The organism is Streptosporangium nondiastaticum (genome assembly GCF_003011965.1).
GTDB classification, from domain to species: Bacteria; Actinomycetota; Actinomycetes; order Streptomycetales; family Streptomycetaceae; genus Streptomyces; species Streptomyces nondiastaticus.
This window is the reverse complement of the sequence record NZ_PXWG01000056.1, coordinates 1-19,564: the sequence shown is the minus strand read 5'-3', so window position 1 is coordinate 19,564 and position 19,564 is coordinate 1. Positions and strand designations below refer to the sequence as shown.

Sequence of the window (19,564 nt, the reverse complement as noted above, 5' to 3'; positions counted from 1 at the left end):
GAGCCTCACGACCTCTTCAGGTACAGGTCGGCGGCCGCGATGGAGCCGTAGATCGGGTGGATCGCGGCGCCGCCGATGTTCGTCCCCCGGAACTGGGTGACGGCGGTGTAGAGGAACGGCACGACCGGGACGTCCTTCATGACGGTCTCCTCCAGGGCGATGAGCGCGTCGGCCTTCTGCTGCGCGTCGCCGATGCCGGCGATGCGCTCCAGCTCCTTGTCCACCGCGGGGTTGGCGTAGCGGATGGGATTGGCGAGGGCGTCGAGCTTGCTGTGGTAGCTGTCGGGCAGGAGCGTGGAGGGGGTGGGCCAGTCGACGGAGTTGGTGGACAGCCACAGGTCGTACGGGGCGGGCCCGCGGAAGACCTCGTTGGTGAACGCGGCCTTCTCCAGGGGCCGGGTGACGAGCTTGATGCCGGCCTTGGCGAAGGCGTCGACGAGGACCTGGGCGAGCCGGTCCTTCTCGGGGGCGTCGCTCTCGTACGCGTACGTGAGCGTGTCGACCTTGGTCTTCGCCTTCGCCAGGTGCTCCTTGGCCTTCTCGACGTCCCCGGCGGGCGCCACGGGGTAGAGGTCGTACTTCTTCCAGCCGACCACGGCGGGCGAGGAGAGCGTGGTGGCGAAGTCGCCGAGGCGCGGGCCGCCGAGGACCTGGCGGGCCTGCTCGCGCGGGAAGAGGTAGTGGATGGCCTTGCGGACCTCGGGGTCGGTGACGCGGCTGTTCTTGATGTAGAGGTCGCTGGTGTACGCGCCCTGGCTGCCGGTGACGAGGAGGTCCTTCTTCTTGGGGTCGCGCCGGGCCTCGGCGTAGAGCTCCGGCGGCACCTCGCTCTTGGTGGAGAGGGTGCCGGGGCCGTCGCCGCGCCCGTTGAGGACCTCCTGCGCGGTGTTGAGGATCTTCTTGCCGAAAGTGAACTCGAAGCGGTCGGCGTACTGGTGGCGGATGGGGTCGGTCTCCGGCTTCCAGTGCGGGTTGCGCTCCAGGGTCAGGCTCTGGTTCTGCTTGTGCCCGGTGATCCGGTACGGGCCGGTGGCGAAGGGCCTCGTGTCGTAGCCGGTGCCGGTGTCCTTGTCCTTGCGGACGGGGGACGAGGAGGACTGGGCGGCCATGTAGGGCACGTCGGACTGCGGCTGCGGGAAGTGGAAGACGATGGTCTTGGCGTCGGGCGTCTCGATGGCGCCGAGGTCGCCGTGCTCGGGTCCCGCGTACTTCGCGACGGCGGCGGTGCGGTCCTCGGAGCCGGTGAGCCACTCGGGCCAGTAGGTGGGGCCGAGTTCGAAGCCGGGGGCGAAGGTGCGCTCGATGCCGTACTTGACGTGCTCGGAGGTGATCGGCTCGCCGTCCTCCCAGGCGATGCCGTCCTTGAGCTTGTACGTCCAGGTGCGGCCGCCGTCGGAGGACTGCCCGGTGTCGGTGGCGAGGTCGCCGACGAGCCTGGGCTTGCCGTCCACGACCTGATACTGGGTCAGCTGCCGGCCCCACAGCAGGGACGTGCTGTACGACTCGCCCGCGTAGATCTTCTGCGGGTCCAGATGGCCGTAGTCGCCCGCGTTGGCGATGCGGATCGTGCCGCCGCTCCGGGCGCCCTCGACGGCGGGAGCCGGGCCCTGGCTGTCCTTGGCGGTCCCGAGGGTGGCGGTGAGCCGCTGACCGCTCTTGGCGGCGGCCTCGTCCTCCTTCCCCTGGGAGCCCGCCGAGCAGGAGCAGAGCAGCATGACGGCGGCGAGGGCCGGTACGACTGCGGTGCGCGGACGGGTGCGGGGCATGGTGAACTCCGGGTTGAGGAGGGGAAGGGGAAGGTGGGGCGCCCCGTAGGGGGCAGCGCCCGTAGGGGCGCGGGGCTGTGCCGATGTGCGGCTCCGCCGCGTGGGCGCGACCAGCCACGACCGGCCCGCAGCCGGACTCGGCGCGCGCGGAGCGCTAGCGCACGATCCGTGGATCGAGCGCGTCCCGCACCGCATCGCCGAGAACGTTGAACGCGAGGACGAAGACGAGGATCGCCACGCCCGGGAAGACCATGTAGGTCGGGTCGTCGTAGAAGACCTCGGAGCCGCGGGAGATCATGCGGCCCCAGTCGGGGATCGGCTCGTTGATGCCGACGCCGAGGAAGGACAGCGCGGCCTCGGCGGTGACGATGCCGGGGACGGCGAGCGTGACGTGCACGAGGACGGGCGCCCACACGTTGGGCAGCAGCTCGCGCAGCACGATGTGCCGGCGGCTCGCTCCTACGGCCCGGGCCGCCTCGACGAACTCCCGCTCGCGCAGGGCCCGTACGGACGTGCGCAGGACCATCGCGAGCGGCACCCAGCCGAAGGCCGAGAACACCAGGATCAGCGAGGTGAACTGCATCCAGGCGGGCTCGTTCTCGCCGGGGCCGACGAAGCGCGTCCGGATCACCGGGCTGAGCGCGAGGAGAAGCAGAAGTGTCGGAAAACCGAGCAGCACATTGCATACGAAAGTGAAGGCCCGGTCGGCGAGGCCGCTCAGGTAGCCGACGGTCACGCCGAGGACGATGCCCGTCACGGCGATCACGGCGACGGAGGCGAGGGCCACCAGCAGCGAGGTGCGCATGCCGTACAGGAGCTGGGCGAGCACGTCGCGGCCGAGGCCGGGTTCGATGCCGAACCAGTGGTCGGCGGAGATGCCGCCATTGGGCTGGACCGGAAGGCCTTCGGCGCTCAGCAGGCCGGGCGTGTCCTGCCCGTAGTGGGCCGTGGGGCCCTTCCCGTAGAGGGCCGTGACCAGGGGCGCGGCGGCCGCGAGCAGCGCGCAGAAGACGACGGCGGCGAGGGCGGCCAGGCCCGTGCGGTCGCGGCGGAACGCGCGGCAGGCGGTGGCGAAGGGGCCTTGGGAGACGGGGGCGGAGGGCCCTTGGGAGGGCGCTTCGGGGGTGACCCGGGAGGGTCTCCCTGAGTGCTCTTCGGCCATTTGCTGCCGCGCTCCTGTATCGCTCCGGCCGCCGCTCGGTCACGTGGCGGGCCTCTTTTCGGCCGGTGTGCGGGGATCGCCCGATCCGGCGTGCGGATCATTAGATCCAACGAAATAGGCATCCGCAATCCATCTTTTTGAAGGCGGGTTGGGTAATTCATCATTGATTACAAGGAATCCTTGCTGGTCAACATCCCCGTAACATTAAATCCCCGCAATTGCCCCGAACCGGGCGCGCAAGGGAGCTCGACCCCCTCCCCCGAGACTCATACGAGACCTGCATCACATGAAATCCGGCCACTACTGAGGGTTTTCAACCAGCGACTGAAAGTGTTCGATCCATGTGCGTTCACGCTCAACTTGGGTAAGACTGCCGTCCGTTATCTGCAGCCACGAGCAAGGGAGTGTTCGGAATGCGGTACATCACTGGGGGCATCGCGATGGGCGCCGCGCTCGCACTGGGCGGCGGCCTCCTGGCCGCCGGAACGACGACCGCGAGCGCCGCACCCGCACCTGCACCCGCCTCCGCGATACAGGCGCAGAGCCTGTACGCCTCCTCCGCCCTGGTCCTGACCACCGGTCACGGCGCGAACTCCGCCGAGGCATCGGTCGACCGCGCGGTGACGCTGACCTGCTTCCCCAAGGCGATCGGCACCCACCCGGACGCGAAGGGCGCCTGCGCCGCACTGCGGGCGGCCGGCGGTGACTTCGAGAAGATCACCACCATCAAGTCCGGCACGGCCTGCACCAAGGAGTGGAACCCGATCGTCGTCACCGCCGACGGCGTGTGGGAGGGCCAGCGGGTCCGCTTCGAGCGCACCTTCGGGAACCCGTGCGAGGCGAAGGCGGGCAAGGGCACGCTCTTCGAGTTCTGAACCCCCCGCAGGCCGGCTGAGCGCAGCTGAACGCGGCTGACCGCAGACCGGCCGGGCACGGAACGGCCCCCGGACACCGTGGAGGTGTGTCCGGGGGCCGAGTCCTGCGGCCGGCCCATCGCTGCGGCCGGCCCGCGGCTCATGGGACGCCTCAGGGAATCGTCGCGCCGTACGCGGCGAGGATCTCCTGGACCGGCTGGAAGTACGTCCTCGGCGCCGGAACAGGCATCCCGCAGTTCCCGCTGCCGCCCGACAGCACGCCCAGCGCCGTGCTCCCGGCGAAGAGGGGGCCGCCGCTGTCACCGGAATCCGCGCAGGCACTGGTCTCGATGAGGCCGGTGACCTGGCCCTCCTTGTAGTTGACCGTGGCGTTGAGCGCGGTGACCGTGCCGGTCCGCAGCCCCGTCGTGGAGCCGCTGCGGCTGATGGCCTGGCCGACGGTCGCGGCACCGGCGCCGGTGATGGGCTTCAGGCCCGGGTCCACGGCGCTCGGGTGGTCGACCGCGGCGGTGTACGAGGCGAGGGCGTAGTCACGCCCCGGGAACGTCGCGGCCTCGGTCCGCGCGATCACCGCACCGCCGTTCGAGGCGCGCCAGTCCGCCTCGACCTTTCCGCAGTGCCCGGCGGTCACGAAGGCGGGCGGCTTTCCGGCCCGGCTCACGTTGAAGCCGAGCGAGCAGCGGTACTGCGCCCCCCAGATGCCGTCGCCTCCGGCGACGAACCGGGTGAGCTTCGTGGCGGACCGCTTGACCATCACCGCGCTCCCGAGCGATCGGGCGGTGTCCTTGATCCGCGCGAGGTCCGCCGCCGTGACCGTGGGGTCGGCGGTCAGAACCACCTTGTTCAGGCGCGGATCGGCCGCCCAGGCCGTGCCGGGGGTGGTGATGCGGGAGTCCAGCGTCGCGTGCGCGGAGTCGAGCTCGGCCTTCGAGTGCTCCACGACGCGGGGTGCGGCACCCGCCGCGCGGACCAGGTCCGCGGCCTCGCCGTCCGTGACGTCGACGACGAGCCTGCCGAGGGTGGAGTCGTAGTACGAACCGGCGGCGGCGCCCCCCAGCGCGGCGACGAGCCTCCCGGCGAGGGAAGCGTCCGAGGCGGCGGACGGTGCGCGGGCCGGAGCGGCGGGCGAGCCGGGCGAGGCGTCGGCCTGCTGTGGGCTGAGGGTCACCGCCGCGAGGGCGACGGCGGACGCGGCGGCGAGGGCGACGCGCGCGGGAATCCATCTACGCTTCAACTCGGCACCTCCGGTGGGGGGTTGGGCCACGGAGAGCTGATTCGCCGGGCCCGGAGGACAACGACACGGGCTCGCCGACGGCTTTACAGAGGGCGCGTCCATGCCAAGTTGACTTGTCGAGTATCCCGGACCCGGGGAGGGCGCGCACAAGGCGGAATTCCCTTGGCGCGCGTGTCGCGAAGCGCGCCCCCGCCATGCGGCGGGCGCGGATGGGGTGGCGTTTACGGTGCGGGGTTAGCCCGTCGGGGTCACGTGCGGGACCCGCGTCGGGGCGACACGCCTCGGGCGCCGGGCTGCGGCTCGCAAGCGGGGCGCCGGCTCGCAAGGGGCGCCGGCTCTCTCTGTCCGCCGCAACGGCGAGACGCCCAATGGCGTAGTCCGGTGGTGCCGGGCCGACCGGCACCACCGGACTACGCCATTGGAGTTGCGCGCCGCGGCGGATTCAAGAGCCCGGCCGCCGAGCGGCCGACGCTCAACCAGGGGTTCCCCACCGTCCCCGCCGCGACAGCAGTCACGTCTCCGTGGCCGGAGGGAGTTCCTCCGGAGGAGGAGGCGGCGGCGCCGGCGGCTTCTCCGCGGCCCGCGGCGGATCCGGCGGCACCAGCCCCTGCTGCGCCGAGCGCTCCAGGAAGCGCAGGAGCTCCACCGGGAACGGCAGGACCAGCGTGGAGTTCTTCTCCGCCGCCACCGCCACCACCGTCTGCAGCAGCCGCAGCTGCAGCGCCGACGGCTGGTCTGCCATCGTGGCCGCCGCCTCGGCGAGCTTCTTCGACGCCAGCAGCTCCGCGTCCGCGTTGATCACCCGGGCCCGCCGCTCGCGCTCCGCCTCCGCCTGCCGGGACATGGACCGCTTCATCGTCTCCGGCAGCGAGACGTCCTTGATCTCCACACGGTCGATCTGCACGCCCCAGCCGATGGCGGGGCTGTCGAGCATGAGCTCCAAGCCCTGGTTCAGCTTCTCCCGGTTGGAGAGCAGGTCGTCGAGGTCGCTCTTGCCGATGATCGACCGCAGGGACGTCTGGGCCATCTGCGAGACCGCGAAGCGGTAGTCCTCCACGGCGATGACCGCTTCGGCGGGGTTCACGACCTTGAAGTAGACGACCGCGTCGACCCGTACGGTGACGTTGTCGCGCGTGATGCCCTCCTGGGCGGGGACGGGCATCGTGACGATCTGCATGTTCACCTTGCGCAGCCGGTCGACGCCCGGGATGACCATGGTGAACCCCGGCGCGCGGATGTCGGGCATGAGCCGCCCGAGCCGCAGCACCACGCCGCGCTCGTACTGCTTGACCACGCGGGCCGCCGCCATGACGTAGACCGCCCCGGCGGACGCCACGCCCACGACTGCCACCACCAGATCCTCGACCATGGGAGGCCCCCTGCCGTACATCTCAGGTGTTATGTCCACGGTATGCCCGTATCGGGCACAGGGTCGAGCCCCCGGCCCTGCGTACGGACCGGGGGCTCGCGCGCACCGCCGGCAGGGGGCGGCGGCCGGGCGCCGTCAGCCGATGGTCACGCCGTAGGCCTTCAGCGCCGGCCCGACGGGCTGGAAGAACGTCGTCCCGCCGGAGCTGCAGTTCCCGCTGCCGCCGGAGGTGAGGCCGAGCGCGGTGGAGCCGGCGAACAGGGCACCGCCGCTGTCGCCGGGCTCGGCGCACACGTCGGTCTTGATCAGGCCGCGGACGACCTGGCCGTTGCCGTAGTTCACGGTGGCGTTGAGGCCCGTGACCTTGCCGCCGTGCACGCCGGTCGTGGAGCCGCTGCGCTGCACGGCCTGTCCGACGCTCGCGTTGCCCGCGGCGGTGATCCGCTGGGTGCGGCCGTTGTAGAGATTGACCTCGCTGGGGTGCGGGAGGGAGCCGTTGGTGTACTGCACGATGCCGTAGTCGTTGCCCGGGAAGCTGGTCCCGGTGGTGGGGCCGATGCTGGTCGTGTGCCCGGAGTTGGTGTAGTAGGGCGGCTTGCCCTCGGTGCAGTGGCCCGCGGTGAGGAAGTAGGCGGTGTTGCCCTTGCGCACGTTGAAGCCGAGCGAGCAGCGCCAGCTCGGGGCGTAGATCGCGTCGCCGCCGCCGAGGTAGGGGCGGAGGACGCCGGCGGTCCGCTCGACCCGTATCGCGTCGGCGGCGGGACCGGCCTGCTGCCTGATTCTGGCGAGGGCGGCGTCGGGGACGGTGGAGTCGGCGGTGACGACGAGGGTGCCGCTGTCCTGGTCGACGGCCCAGGCGGTGCCGGCGACGTCCGCGGACTGCACGGCGGCGCCGGCGGCGGCGAGTCCGGCCGCGGAGCCGGCGGCTCCGGCGGTGGGTTCGGCGTGGGCGGCGGTGCCGATGAACGCCGCTGCGGCGGCGAGGGTGGAGGCGAGGGCGACGCGGGTCGCCGTGGTGATCCTCACGTGGTTCCTCCCGAGTGGGGTCGGTAGGTGAGGCGCAGTCGTACGGGCACGCGGGATTCCGTTTTCGCCGTGCCCCTGACAAGCGCTTCTCGGGAGTATTCGGGCCACGCGACGACGGCCGCAAGAGCCGCTTTCGGCCGGGCGGGGGCCCCTCGCGGGGGGCGATGGACACGACGTGGGGGTGACCGGGTGCGCGGCACCGCCGGTCTCCGCCGTACGGGTTGCTCGCCGTCGCGGCGGATCCTTCTCGCCTGACGGCGAGCCCGTCGGGGCGGGGGGCAGCCCGGTGTGCGGCACCGTCTGGTCTCCGCCGTACAGGTTGCTCACCACCGCGGCGGACTCTCCTTGCCTGACGGCGAACCCGTCCGGACGGGAGGGGCAGCCCGGTGCGTGGCACCGCCGATCTCCGCCGTACGGGTTGCTCGCCGCCGCGGCGGAACCTTCTCGCCTGACGGCGAGCCCATTCGTGCGATGCAGCCCGGCGGTGCCCGCCCGCCTCAAGCGGAAAAGGAACCCCCTGAACTACCCCCGCACGACGTCCCGTTCCCCTGCCGGTACGGGGACCGTGAGCGTGTTGCCCGGCGGCGGGAACGGGCAGATGAAGTGGTCCGCGAAAGCGCACGGCGGCAGGAGCGCTCGGTTGAAGTCGAGCGTCACCCGGCCGTCGACGCCCGGCGCCGGCGCGCGCAGGAAGCGGAAGCGGTAGCTGGACACGCCGCTCGTCGCGTCGGCGAACACCGCCCACAGCGTCCCGTCCACCTCCAGCGCGGCCTGCAGCGTGTGTTCGGTTCCAGCGACCGTGAACGCGAGCTCGCCGTCCAGGCCCAGCCCGCGTTCCCGCCCGTCCGCGTTCGCCACGCTCACCCGCCGGCTGCTGCCGTACGGGCGGAAGACGCCGGGCAGTTCCCACTTCTCGTCGTGGTCGAAGACGTCGATCCCGGCGAACTCCCGCCGCCCGGCCGAGCCGGGGTCGAAGACGCGGACCGCCCACAGCCCCTCGCGCCGTATCACCACGAGCTTGCGTCCCCCGTACGAGACGCGGGCCGCGGCCGCGGGACCCTTGTCGGGGCGGAGCCGGACCACGCCGTCCAGCGGCCGTCCGTCCAGGGTGAGTCCGTCGACGGCGGTGGCGGTCAGCCGCACCGCCTCCGCTTCCTCCGCCCACTGCCCGGAAATGGCGGGAATCCGCCCCTCGGGGGCGTCGGCGAGCCAGTGCGTCCCCGTCAGGGCGAGGGGCCCGTACGGTGCCGAGACCGTCTCCGTGCGCTCTTCGCGCCACGCGTTCCACTGCTGTCGTGCGTCGCGCGCCGTGTCCGTGCTCATGGCCGTCAACCTTTCCATACGGGCAGCGGCAACCCGAGGTGTTCGCGGAGCGTCGCGCCCGTGTATTCCGTACGGAACGCGCCACGCTCCTGCAGCAGCGGCACGACGCGGCCCGCGAACTCGTCCAGCCCGCCCGGGGTGAAGTGCGGGCGGAGGACGAACCCGTCGGCGGCTCCGGCGGTGACGAGCTCGACCATCTGTGCGGCGACGGACGCGGGGGTGCCGATGAAGGACTGCCGCCCGGTCGTCTCGATCACGGTCTGCCGGATGGACAGCCCCTTGGCCTCGGCCACGGCCCGCCAGCGCGCGGCGACGGCGAGACGGTCGGCTATCGGGGCCGGCCCCGGGGCGGCTTCTCCGGCGGGGTCCGGGTCGATGCGGGGCAGCGGCCCGTCGGGGTCGTAACCGGACAGGTCCCGGCCCCACACCTGTTCCAGGGCGAACAGCGCGCCCTGCGGCGACACCTGCTGCTTGCGTATCTCGGCGGCGTTCTCCTGGGCCTCGGCGTCGGTGTCCCCGAGCGCGAACGTCACGCCCGGCATGACCTTCAGGTCTTCGGGCCTCCGCCCGTACGCGGCGAGCCGCCGTTTGACGTCGGCGTAGAGGGCCTGTCCGGCCTCCGGCGTCCCGGGCGGCCCGGCGAGGAACACGTCGGCGGTGGAGGCCGCGAACTCCCGTTCCTCGTGGGAGTGCCCGCCGGATTCCCCGGCGGATTCCCCGGACCGGATGACGACCGGGTGCCCCTGCGGGCTGCGGGCCACGTCGAACGTGCCGGAGACCGAGAAGTGGCGCCCGTGGTGCGCGAAGGGCCGCGGCACGCCTCCGGGCGTCCACGAGTCCCACAGTTCGCGCGCGGTGGTGACGAACTCGGCGGCGCGCGCGAAGCACTGGGACCGGTCGGGACGACCACCGCACCAGTCGGGACGACCACCGCACCGGAAGTTCTCGCCGGTGAAGGCGTCGGAGGAGGCGACCACGTGCCACGCGGCGCGCCCGTCGCTGAGGTGGTCCAGGGAGGCGAGCCGGCGGGCCAGTTCGTAGGGCTCGTGGAACGTGGTGTCGGCGGTGGCGGCCAGGCCGATCCGTCCGGTGACGGCGGCCAGGGCGCTGAGCACGGTGAGGGGTTCGGGGCGGCCGGCGGCGTCCAGGTCGTGGATCCGGCCCTTGTGCTCGGGCAGCCGCAGTCCTTCGGCGAGGAGTAAGAAGTCGAAGAGGCCGCGTTCGGCGGTGGCGGCGAGGTGCCGGAAGGACGGGAAGCCGATGTGGCTGCCGGAGTCCGGACCCGCCCACACGGTCGTGCTGCCGGCGCCGGGGACCTGGACGGCCAGGTGCATCTGCCGGCGCTGCCGGGCCCCGGGGGCGGTCATGCGGTCCTCCTCGCGGTGGTGTGGCGGTTGGCGGGGCGCGGCAGGCACAGGTGCTCGCGGAGCGTGCCGCCGGGATAGAAGGAGCGGAGCAGGCCCCGGTGCTGGAGGACGGGCACGGTGCCGTCGACCAGCAGCGCGAGGTCCCGGTCGGGGTCCCGGGGCCGGAAGTGGAAGCCGTCGACGACGCCGTCCGCCCACCAGGAGCCGGCCAGGTCGGCGAGGGCGACGGCGTCGGCGGCCGCGTACAGGGCGACGGACAGGGAGGCGAGGACGACGACGCGGCCGGGGTCGCGGCCCAGTGCGCGCAGCCGGGCGTGCAGGTCGTCGCGGGCGGCCCGGACCGCGCCGGGCGAGGGCGTGGGGCCGGTGCGGAGGTAGACGACGTCGGCGTGGCGGGCGGCGGCCGCGCGCGCCGGCAGGCGGGTGGCGTCGACGGCGGTGACCGGACGGCCCTGCGGGGGCCGGGGCACGGCGGAGGGCCCGTGGACGGTCCAGCCGGGTCCTTCGGCGTCGGCGTGGTGCAGCTTGTCGCGGTCGAGGAAGCGGCCGGTGGCGGCGTCGCGGATCTCGGCGCCGTCCTCCCAGCTGTCCCAGAGCCGGGCGGCGGCGTCGGCGACCGCGGCGGCCTCCTGCCACAGCGCGTCGGCGGGGGCCGCGGCGCGCCGCCCGAAGTGGCGGGCCTCGGCCTCGGTGGCGGACACCTCGGCGGTCCAGCCGGCGCGGCCGTCGCTCACCCAGTCGAGGGTGGCGACGGCGTCGGCGACGCGGAACGGCTCGGTGTGGGTGGTGGTGACGGTGGGCACGAGGCCGATCCGGTCCGTGGCGGGGGCGACGCGGGCGAGGACGGCGAGCGCGTCGAGGCGGCTCGCGCCGCGCCGGGGCGGGCCGAGGGTGTCGCCGAGGGTGACGAAGTCCAGCCTGCCGCGTTCGGCGAGGCGCGCGGCGCGGACGTAGGGTTCGGCGTCGCGGACGCCGGGGCGGTCGATGCTCACGGCCAGGTGCAGGGGCCGGATGGGTGCGGACATGGGATTCCCTGGGGGTGTGGGGAACGCGAACGGGCCGGCCGCCCGCTCGGTCGGGCGCACCGGCGCGGCCGGGCCGGGGTGCCGGTCCGGGCGGGAGCCGGGGGCGGGCGAAGGCCGCGCCGGTGGCGACGCGTTCGCGTGAGCCGGTGGGGCCGATGGGGCCGGGACGGCGAAGGAGGGCATGCGGAGGCTCCGTGCGTACGGGACGGCGCCTTCACGACGGACGCGGCGGCCGCGTCGGGCGCGGCGCATCCGGCCGCGCCCCTCAGCACGGCCGAACTCCGAGGCTATTCCGGTGCCTTGGCCAACTGTCAAGCTTGTCCGCCGACAGGTCCGCATCCTGGACACGTCGTCTCAGGGCGGTTGACGAGGAAACGGATGGCTGTTCCACTTGGCCCATGCACTCAGGGCAACAGCTCGTCACCCGGAACCACATCGACTTCGGCCGTGTGTGGTCCGCGTCGTGTCCCGGCTCCCCTGCGCCCCTTCCGGGCGGCTCCTGTCGTCAGGGCTGACCGCGCCGACCGCGGAGCCCTCTCACGTCAGCCACGCTTCACGCGGTGACACCTTCGCTCGGTCACGCCTTCACGCGGTTACGCGTTCGGCGGCGCCGTCAGACACGCCTTCCGTTTCCGTTACGCCTTCACACCAGCGGCACGTACGCGCCGCACCCTCCCCTCGCATTCCCTCCCCTCTCATCCCGTCCGCGCGCTCAACACCCGCAGTCACACCCGCCGCAGTCGCAGCAATCACAGCTCTCGCAACAGTCACAGCAGTTGCAGCAATCGCCGCAGCCGCTGCAATCGCAGTCGCCACAGTCGCACTTGTGGCACCAGCCTTCCCGCTGCTTTCCGTCCCACGGGTCGAAGTAGGGGTCCCGGCAGCAGACCTGGCACGTGCAGAAAAGCGTGGCCCACACGGCACAGCCGGCGATGAGCCCGCGCTGCCGGCCGCGCCGCGGCGGCTCGGGCGGCGCGCCGGGAGGCATGTGCCCGGGCGGCATCCGGTCCGGCGGCATGACGGGCGGAGGCCCGAACGCGCCCTGCAGCGAACCGTCCTGGAGCCCGGCGACCGCGACCGCGTGCCCGGCCCCACCGGCGTGCCCGTCCGCTCCGGCGTGCCCGGCGTGCCCGCAGCCCGCCGTACCGAACGCCCGGTCGACGGCGCGCTCCAGCTCGTGCGCGAGGAGGACATGTGCCAGCCTGCTCTGGCTCTTGCTCGCGAAGTCGACCTCGCGCAGCGCCAGGCGGACGCCGTGCACCGCGTCGTCGCACAGCCTGCGCACCTCGGCGAGCTCCGTGCCCGTCGCGGCGATCGGGTTCCACGCGCCGGTCTCCGCGTCCTCCGCCAGGTCCTCGACGGCGTCCAGCAGGTGGGCGAGCCGTCCGAAGAGCCGGCCCGCCTCCTCCAAGGGCCCCTTGTTGCCGGGCCGTCCGGCGAGGACGGCGGTGTAGCCGAAGGCCGCGGCAGTGGCCGTCTCGGTGGGCTCGGTCACCGTCAGCAGCGACGTCCCCGTACCGGCCAGCGCCTCGATGCCGGCCTGCCGTTCGACCGCGTCGACCAGCACCGCGGTGTCGAACCCGAGGTCGGCTCCCGTACGGGCGCCCGCGCGGTCCCACTTCGCGGCCACGCGGCGCGCCGCCGCGGCGACCGGGCGGCGCGCCAACACGCCGTCGCCGTCCTCGACATGGTCGCGCATCTTCGCCGACGCCAACACCAGCGAGACCGAAGCGGCCAGCCGCGCGCCCTCACCCTTGGCCACGGAAGCGGTGCGCATGCCGCGCAGCGGGCACGGGCCCGCCGTGCGCCGCCAGGAGTTGGCGCCCTCGTCCGCCGGCGACTGGGCCTCCACCAGGACCGATATGACCAGACCGTCGTAGTTGGTGGCCGCGCGCGCGAACTGCCCGTGGTCGCCGCGCAGCGCGAGGCACAGTCCGCACAGATGCGCCATCCATTCCGTGCGCATGGCTTCTGACAACCGGTGCCGGCATGGCCTTATGATCCCGAACAAAACCCAGCCCCCGTGTGTGGTGTGAATGGACCCGGGCATCCTAATCACCTGACCACCCGACCCGACCGGGGCCCGCACCACGCCCCCGAACTGCCCGCCGTAACCGCATATGCCCAGGTCCAGGGCGCAAGAGGGGGCCTACGGGGTTTCTGACGCACCGCCACCCGCTTTGCACCAGATGCGTCACGAAATGCTCGTCCGGCGGCCATCCGCTTGGCACACCATCCGCATCATGGACGACGATAGGGATGCGGACGGAACACACCGCGTGTGAGAGGAGGCGTTCATGGGATCGGTGCGCAAGGCGAGTGCCTGGCTCGGCCTCGTCGACGACAGCGATGACGAGCGCTACTACGACGACGACTACGCCGAGGGACCCGAGCCCGGCGACGCCTGGGTCACCAACCCCAAGGTGCGCGTGGCGGACGAGGCCGCGCAGGAGCAGGGCACGCGCATCGCCACCGTCACGCCGGACGGCTTCCGCGACGCCCGGGGCATCGGCGAGCTCTTCCGTGAGGGGGTGCCCGTGATCGTCAACCTCACGGGCATGGAGCCCAACGACGCCAAGCGCGTCGTGGACTTCGCCGCCGGCCTGACGTTCGGGCTGCGGGGCTCCATCGAGCGCGTGGCCAACCGGGTCTTCCTGCTGACCCCCGCCGACTACAAGGTGGTCAGCGGGGAGCCGGTGGGGCGGGCGAACGGCGGCTTCTACAACCAGAGCTGAGGTGCGCGGCGCGAGCCGCGCACCCCGGGCGGGGCCTTACCGGAACGCGTCGAGACCGGTGAGCGCCTTGCCCAGCACCAGCTGGTGCATCTCCACCGTCCCCTCGTACGTCAGCACGGACTCCAGGTTCGTGGCGTGCCGCATCACCGGGTACTCCAGCGAGATCCCGTTCGCACCGAGGACCGTCCGCGCCGTCCTGCAGATCTCGATCGCCTCCCGCACGTTGTTGAGCTTGCCGAAGCTCACCTGTTCCGGCCGCAGCGTCCCGGCGTCCATCCGCCGCCCCAGGTGGTGGGCCAGCAGGATCCCCTTGTGCAGCTCCACCGCCATGTCGGCCAGCTTGGCCTGGGTGAGCTGGAAGGCGCCGATCGGCTTCCCGAACTGCTCGCGCGTCCGCGCGTAGTCGAGCGCGGTCTCGAAGCTCGTGCGCGCCGCGCCCATCGAGCCCCAGACGATGCCGTAGCGCGCGTGGCTCAGGCAGCTCAGCGGGCCGCGCAGGCCGGTGGCCTCCGGCAGCACGGCGTCCGCGGGCAGCCGCACCTCGTCCAGGACCAGCTCGCTCGTGACCGAGGCGCGCAGCGACCACTTGTGCCGGATCTCCGGCGCGGACAGGCCGGGGCGGTCGGTGGGCACGACGAAGCCCCGGATGCCGCCGTCGGTCTGCGCCCAGACCACGGCGACGCCGGCGACCGAACCATTGGTGATCCACATCTTGCGGCCGGTCAGCACCCAGTCGCCGCCGGCGTCGCGCTTGGCGTACGTGCGCATGCCCGCGGGGTCCGAGCCGTGGTCGGGCTCGGTCAGGCCGAAGCAGCCGATGGTCTCGCCCGCCGCCATCGCCGGCAGCCACCGCTGCTTCTGCTCCTCGGAGCCGAAGCGGTGGATCGCGTACATCGCGAGGGAGCCCTGCACGGAGACCAGGGAGCGGATGCCGGAGTCGGCGGCCTCCAGCTCCAGGCAGGCCAGGCCGTACTGCACGGCGCTCGCGCCCGCGCAGCCGTAGCCGCTGAGCTGCATGCCGAGGGCGCCGATCGCGCCGAGCTCGCGGGCGAGCTCCCGGACGACGGGGAGTTCGCCGGACTCGTACCACTGCGCGATGTGCGGGAGGACGCGGTCGGCGGCCCACTGCCTGACGGTGTCCCGGACGGCGCGGTCCTCGTCGGTGAGGAGGTCGTCGATGCCGAGGGGGTCATGCGGGTCGAACACGGGTGCCTCCGGCGGGGTGCGGCGGGGTGATCGCTTCCGCGGGGCACGCTACGGGCGGGTAGCGTGACCGTCCAGCCCCGGACGGGCGTGAGGTTCGGCACCGCCGGCCCGCGCCGCCGTGGTTGCTCGCCGTTGCGGCGGGGGAAGGGCCCCGGTCCCGCCCTTTCTCCGTTTCCTGGGGGCAAGCCCCAGCCCCCCGCGGGGTTCCGGGGAGGGGCGGCCACCCCCAGCTCCCCGCAGGGGTTTCGGGAAGAGGTGGGACCGGGGCCTCTTCCTCCGCCGCGACGGCGAGCAACCACCCCGCTACCTGACCGGCGGTGCCGGAACCTCCTCGGCTGACGCCGGAGACGGCGCCGCCCCGCAATCCATCGCCCGCGGCAGGCGCAACGCGGCAACCGCCCCCACCAGCAGCAAACACGCACTGAGCGCCAGCGTCACGTGCAACCCGTGCACGAACGCGTCGCGCGCGGCGGCCCGCAGCGCGGCCCCCGCCGGTCCCCCCAGCCGGGAGGCGACGTCGTAGGCCTCGCCGAGGGAGTGGCTCGCGGAGGCGCCGGCCGCGCTGGGGACGCCGGGGACGGAGGCGACGCCCGGCGCGTAGGCGGCGTTCATGACGCTGCCCAGCAGGGCGATGCCGATGCCCGCCCCGAGCTGGTACGAGGTCTCGCCGATCGCCGCGGCGCCGCCCGCGGACTCCGCGGGCGCCTCGCTGAGCATCGACTCGTACGCGCCGAAGAGCGTGGTCTCCAGGCCGAAGCCGAGCAGGACGAAGCAGCCGAAGAGCGCTCCGGGCCGGTCGTGGAGGCCCATCGCGGTCAGCGAGGCGACGGCCGCGGCGGTCAGCACGAAGCCGAGGGCGACCATCGCGCGGGGGCCGAGCCACTGCAGCATGCGCGAGCCGACGAGCCCCGCGGCCATCGCGGCGAGCGTGAGCGGCAGCAGCCGCAGCCCGGTCTCCAGCGGGGTGAGCCCGAGGACGAGCTGGAGGTACTGCGCGGCGATCAGCTCCAGGCCGACGAGCGCGAGCATGGCGAGCACGATGCACCCGACGGACGTCCCGAAGGCGGGCCGGGAGAACATCCGCAGGTCGACGAGCGGGTGGGCCCGCCGCCGCTGCCGGCGGACGAAGAGGACGAGCAGGGCCGCCCCGACCGCGCCGGGGACGACCGTGCCGAGCGAGAGCGCCTCGCCCGTGCCGGCCCGCTTCACTCCGAGGACGAGCCCGAACAGCCCGAACGCGGCCATCAGCGCGCCGGTCACGTCCCACGGCCCGTCGCGGGGCCCGGTCGACTCGGGCAGCAGCCACCGTCCCACGGGCAGGGCCGCGGCCATCAGCGGGATGTTGATGAGGAAGACCGATCCCCACCAGAAGTGTTCGAGGAGGAAGCCGCCGAGCAGCGGACCGACCGCCGCGCCCACCGCGGCGACCGCGCTCCACACGCCGACGGCGAGGGCCCGCTCGCGCCGGTCGGGGAAGACCTGGCGGAGGATGGACAGCGTCGCCGGCATGATCATCGCGCCGCCGGCGCCGAGCAGCGCGCGGGCCCCGATGAGCACTTCCGGGGTGGGGGCGAAGGCCGCGAGCGCGGAGGCGGTGCCGAAGAGCCCGTAGCCGAGCAGCAGCACCCGGCGGCGGCCGACGCGGTCGCCGAGGGTGCCGAAGAGGATGAGCAGCGAGGCGCACACCAGCGGGTAGACGTCGACGATCCAGAGCAGCTGGATCGCGCCGGGCCGCAGGTCCTCGGTGACGGCCGGGACGGCGACGTGCAGGACGGTCGCGTCGACGGCGACAAGGAGCAGGCTGACGCACAGGACGACGAGGACGGTCCAGCGGCTCACCCCGGCGCAGGCAGAGGGCTCGTACGGCGGCCGCTGCCGCTGTCCGCGCCGGTACCGCTGCCGGGGGACGCCGCCGGCCCGCGGCGGGCCGGCCGTGGTCGTCCCGGACATTCACACCTCCGTGTCATGCGCTCGCCGCTGCCCGCGGGCCCTGGGGACTGTGGACCGCGCGGCGTCGTCGGCGAGTGACTCGACAGCGTACGCGAGTCCCGGGCACGGATCCGTGTGCTCCGTCACCGTCCGGGCCGATCGTGGAGGCGCTCCGCTCATGCTGGACAATTGATCGGTGACTGATCTTGTTTCTCCCGCCGGTACGGGCGCCGGGGCGGGCCCGCCCCGGGCCGCCCTCCGGGCGCGTGGCGCGCTGCGCCGTGCGCTGCCCGCCCTGCTGGTCTACGCGGGGGTGCGGGCGCTGGGGATCGCGGTCCTCGCGGTGTGGGCGCACGGCACGGGCAAGAGCGCGCACCGGCTGCTCTCGGCCCGCTGGGATTCCGTCTGGTACTCCCGCATCGCCGAGGACGGCTACAGGTACACGCTCCACCTGCCGGGCGGGAAGGTCCACTCGGACCTGGCGTTCTTCCCGCTGCTGCCCTGGCTGGAGCGGGGGCTGTCGGCGGTCTTCCCGCTCTCGGCGAGGGACGCGGGCCTGGTGGTCAGCGCGGTGTCGTCGCTGCTGGCGGCGTGGGCGGTCTTCCTGATCGGGGAGCGGCTGTACGGGCGCCGGGCGGGCGTGGCCCTGGTGGCGCTGTGGGCGGCGCTGCCGGTAGGCGTCGTGCAGTCGATGGGGTACTCGGAGTCGCTGTTCACGGCGCTGGCGGCGTGGAGCCTGTACGCAGTGCTCACCGGGCGCTGGGTGTGGGCGGGCTGCTTCGCGGCGCTGGCCGGGCTGACGCGCCCGGTGGGTGCGGCGGTGGTCCTGGCCGTGTGGCTGGGGGTGCTGGTCGCGCTGCGGCGCGGGGGGCGCCCGGAGCCGCGGGAGCTGTCCCGGATGATCCTCGGCGCGGTGCTCGCGCCGCTGGGCTGGCTCGCGTACTTCGTGTGGGTGGGCGTGCGCACGGGCAGCCCGACGGGCTATCTGGACGTGCAGGGCGGCTGGGGCAACGGCTTCGACGGCGGGCTGGCCTTCGGTTCGTTCGTCGCGCAGCGGCTCTTCGGCCCGGCGTTCGCCGCGGGGCTGGGGCTGCTGGTGGGCGTGGGTCTGGTGCTGTGGCTGTACGCGGCGTGCGTGCGGCAGCGCCAGCCGCTGCCGCTGCTCGGTTACGCGGGGGCCGTGCTGCTGCTGGCCCTGACGGCGAAGGGGTACTTCGGCTCGAAGCCGCGTCTGATGATGCCGGCGTTCCCGCTGCTGCTGCCGCTCGCGGTGGCCGCGGCGCGGGCGCGGCCGGTGCGGGCGGTACTGACGGTGAGCACGGTGGTGCTGGTGTCGGCGGTGTACGGAGCGTTCTGGCTGAACGGCTCGGGTCCCCCGTGATCCGGCCGCCGGCGGTCGCGCACCGCCCCGGCCGCCTGATCGTTTTCCGGGTGATCGTCCGCACCGGCTCCCGGGCACCCCGGAAAACGCCGTGGAACGCCCCGGCCAATCCCCGATAAACAGCGGCACGGAATACCAAACAAAACGACCCCGGCAGCCGTCCGGAGGGGTGCCGGAATTTCCGGTGCGATGGTTGTCCCGGGGAATCGAATGTGGCGCATGTCATGGCTGAGACGCATTCCACATCACATCGTCATCACAAACAGGCCCGATCGGCCGAAGCTTCCTGTCACTCAATGTAACGTCGATTGAGTGCGTACCAACGACGAGCTCGTCCAAGCGGAGGAGCGCCCGACCGAGCCCGTGCGGCCGCGGATGACCCGGACCCGCCTCGGGATCTTCGTGGCGACCTCCGTGGTGTACCTGGCGATCGTGGTCGGCGTGCTCACCACGTCCTGGCCGGTGCGGTTCGACTGGCAGGTCATGCTCTTCCGGCCGTACAAGCAGTGGCCGGAGATCCACACCTTCCTCGACTACTTCGTGGTCCTGGGCCAGCGCGGCCCGACCGCCGTCGCGGTGGCCGCCTGGCTGGGCTGGCGCACCTACAAGCTGGGCACTCTGCGCCCGCTGCTGGTCCTCGGCACGTCACTGCTGCTGCTCAACGCGACCGTGGGCGCGGCGAAGATCGGCATGGGCCGGCTCGGCCCGCACTACGCCACCTCGATCGGCTCGAACGAGATGTTCGCGGGCGGCGACATATTTCCCTCGGGGCACACCGCCAATGCCGTGGTGACGTGGGGCGTCCTGGCCTATCTGGCCACCACGCCGCGCACCCGCCGGGTGGCCTCGGTGATCGCCGCGCTCCTCGCACTGGGCGTCGGCATGACGACGGTTTACCTCGGTACGCACTGGATGAGCGACGTGACCCTCGGCTGGACCGCGGGCCTGCTGGTGCTGCTCGCCCTGCCCTGGTTCGAGGCGCCGATGGCCCGGGCCGAGGTGTGGCTGCTGGCCCTGTGGCGCCGGGTGCGCGAGCGCGGTGCGCTGGTGCCCGTTCCGGTGGCTCCGGTGCCGGTGGCCGCCCCGCGCGCCCCGGCCGACGACGAGCAGCCGGCCCGCGAGCCGGTGGGCGTCGGGAGCCGTACGGGCGTCCGCGAGGGCCGGCC

15 protein-coding genes are annotated in these 19,564 nt (G+C 73.1%); 4 read left to right on the top strand and 11 right to left on the bottom strand.

All coding sequences use genetic code 11. From position 1 onward, the window contains the following. Positions 1-5 precede the first annotated feature (5 nt). Positions 6-1,766 carry an ABC transporter substrate-binding protein gene (locus tag B7P34_RS20285; protein ID WP_189382919.1) on the bottom strand — a complete coding sequence of 587 codons (1,761 nt, stop codon included), beginning with the start codon at positions 1,764-1,766 and terminating at the stop codon, positions 6-8. A gap of 154 nt (positions 1,767-1,920) precedes the next feature. Further along, on the bottom strand, positions 1,921-2,928 hold the full coding sequence (locus tag B7P34_RS20280; protein WP_106678408.1) for an ABC transporter permease: 1,008 nt from the start codon (positions 2,926-2,928) through the stop codon (positions 1,921-1,923). Positions 2,929-3,341: 413 nt separating this feature from the next. Here B7P34_RS20280 and B7P34_RS20275 point away from each other — a divergent pair, with 413 nt between their 5' ends. After that, a complete protein-coding gene (locus tag B7P34_RS20275; protein WP_106678406.1) occupies positions 3,342-3,803 on the top strand; it encodes a subtilase-type protease inhibitor in 462 nt (153 codons plus the stop codon). A gap of 151 nt (positions 3,804-3,954) precedes the next feature. On the opposite strand, the gene B7P34_RS20270 is transcribed toward B7P34_RS20275, so the two are convergent. From B7P34_RS20270 to B7P34_RS20240, 7 genes are all read right to left on the bottom strand, one after another. Continuing rightward, positions 3,955-5,037, bottom strand: coding sequence for a S1 family peptidase (locus tag B7P34_RS20270; RefSeq protein ID WP_106678404.1), 1,083 nt, complete (start codon positions 5,035-5,037; stop codon positions 3,955-3,957). 511 nt (positions 5,038-5,548) lie between these two features. Then, on the bottom strand, positions 5,549-6,406 hold the full coding sequence (locus B7P34_RS20265) for a slipin family protein (protein ID WP_106678403.1): 858 nt from the start codon (positions 6,404-6,406) through the stop codon (positions 5,549-5,551). A gap of 135 nt (positions 6,407-6,541) precedes the next feature. Then, positions 6,542-7,432, bottom strand: a complete 891-nt coding sequence (locus tag B7P34_RS20260) for a S1 family peptidase (RefSeq protein WP_106678401.1) — start codon at positions 7,430-7,432, stop codon at positions 6,542-6,544. A gap of 522 nt (positions 7,433-7,954) precedes the next feature. Further along, entirely contained in the window at positions 7,955-8,755 is an 801-nt protein-coding gene (locus B7P34_RS20255; protein ID WP_106678399.1) for a DUF1684 domain-containing protein, read from the bottom strand. Positions 8,756-8,760: 5 nt separating this feature from the next. Beyond that, positions 8,761-10,122: an NtaA/DmoA family FMN-dependent monooxygenase gene (locus B7P34_RS20250; RefSeq protein WP_106678397.1), complete on the bottom strand. Its 1,362-nt coding sequence runs from the start codon at positions 10,120-10,122 to the stop codon at positions 8,761-8,763. After that, a complete protein-coding gene (locus tag B7P34_RS20245) occupies positions 10,119-11,147 on the bottom strand; it encodes an LLM class flavin-dependent oxidoreductase (RefSeq protein WP_106678395.1) in 1,029 nt (342 codons plus the stop codon). Before B7P34_RS20245 ends, B7P34_RS20250 begins: the two co-directional genes overlap by 4 nt. A gap of 712 nt (positions 11,148-11,859) precedes the next feature. Further along, positions 11,860-13,197 (bottom strand): DUF5685 family protein, encoded by a 1,338-nt coding sequence (locus B7P34_RS20240; RefSeq protein ID WP_106678393.1) that lies wholly within the window; start codon positions 13,195-13,197, stop codon positions 11,860-11,862. 247 nt (positions 13,198-13,444) lie between these two features. Between B7P34_RS20240 and B7P34_RS20235 the strand changes: the two genes are divergently transcribed. Further along, entirely contained in the window at positions 13,445-13,882 is a 438-nt protein-coding gene (locus B7P34_RS20235) for a cell division protein SepF (RefSeq protein WP_030369536.1), read from the top strand. Positions 13,883-13,918: 36 nt separating this feature from the next. On the opposite strand, the gene B7P34_RS20230 is transcribed toward B7P34_RS20235, so the two are convergent. Together B7P34_RS20230 and B7P34_RS20225 are read right to left on the bottom strand one after the other, a co-directional pair. Continuing rightward, entirely contained in the window at positions 13,919-15,088 is a 1,170-nt protein-coding gene (locus tag B7P34_RS20230; RefSeq protein WP_106678391.1) for an acyl-CoA dehydrogenase family protein, read from the bottom strand. Between the two features lie 303 nt (positions 15,089-15,391). Then, positions 15,392-17,038, bottom strand: a complete 1,647-nt coding sequence (locus tag B7P34_RS20225; RefSeq protein ID WP_106678389.1) for an MFS transporter — start codon at positions 17,036-17,038, stop codon at positions 15,392-15,394. Positions 17,039-17,213: 175 nt separating this feature from the next. On the opposite strand from B7P34_RS20225, the gene B7P34_RS20220 reads away from it, so the two are divergent. Continuing rightward, on the top strand, positions 17,214-18,398 hold the full coding sequence (locus B7P34_RS20220) for a glycosyltransferase family 39 protein (protein WP_106678387.1): 1,185 nt from the start codon (positions 17,214-17,216) through the stop codon (positions 18,396-18,398). A gap of 312 nt (positions 18,399-18,710) precedes the next feature. Then, positions 18,711-19,564: phosphatase PAP2 family protein (locus B7P34_RS20215; RefSeq protein ID WP_106678385.1), on the top strand; the 854-nt coding region annotated here is incomplete at its 3' end.

Excerpts from the sequence above, each read along its gene's own strand:
- B7P34_RS20250 (WP_106678397.1), bottom strand. The coding sequence starts at position 10,122 with ATGACCGCCCCCGGGGCCCGGCAGCGCCGGCAGATGCACCTGGCCGTC.
- B7P34_RS20245 (WP_106678395.1), bottom strand. The coding sequence starts at position 11,147 with ATGTCCGCACCCATCCGGCCCCTGCACCTGGCCGTGAGCATCGACCGC.
- B7P34_RS20265 (WP_106678403.1), bottom strand. The coding sequence starts at position 6,406 with ATGGTCGAGGATCTGGTGGTGGCAGTCGTGGGCGTGGCGTCCGCCGGG.
- B7P34_RS20275 (WP_106678406.1), top strand. The coding sequence starts at position 3,342 with ATGCGGTACATCACTGGGGGCATCGCGATGGGCGCCGCGCTCGCACTG.
- B7P34_RS20240 (WP_106678393.1), bottom strand. The coding sequence starts at position 13,197 with ATGCCCGGGTCCATTCACACCACACACGGGGGCTGGGTTTTGTTCGGG.
- B7P34_RS20235 (WP_030369536.1), top strand. The coding sequence starts at position 13,445 with ATGGGATCGGTGCGCAAGGCGAGTGCCTGGCTCGGCCTCGTCGACGAC.
- B7P34_RS20280 (WP_106678408.1), bottom strand. The coding sequence starts at position 2,928 with ATGGCCGAAGAGCACTCAGGGAGACCCTCCCGGGTCACCCCCGAAGCG.
- B7P34_RS20225 (WP_106678389.1), bottom strand. The coding sequence starts at position 17,038 with ATGTCCGGGACGACCACGGCCGGCCCGCCGCGGGCCGGCGGCGTCCCC.
- B7P34_RS20255 (WP_106678399.1), bottom strand. The coding sequence starts at position 8,755 with ATGAGCACGGACACGGCGCGCGACGCACGACAGCAGTGGAACGCGTGG.
- B7P34_RS20285 (WP_189382919.1), bottom strand. The coding sequence starts at position 1,766 with ATGCCCCGCACCCGTCCGCGCACCGCAGTCGTACCGGCCCTCGCCGCC.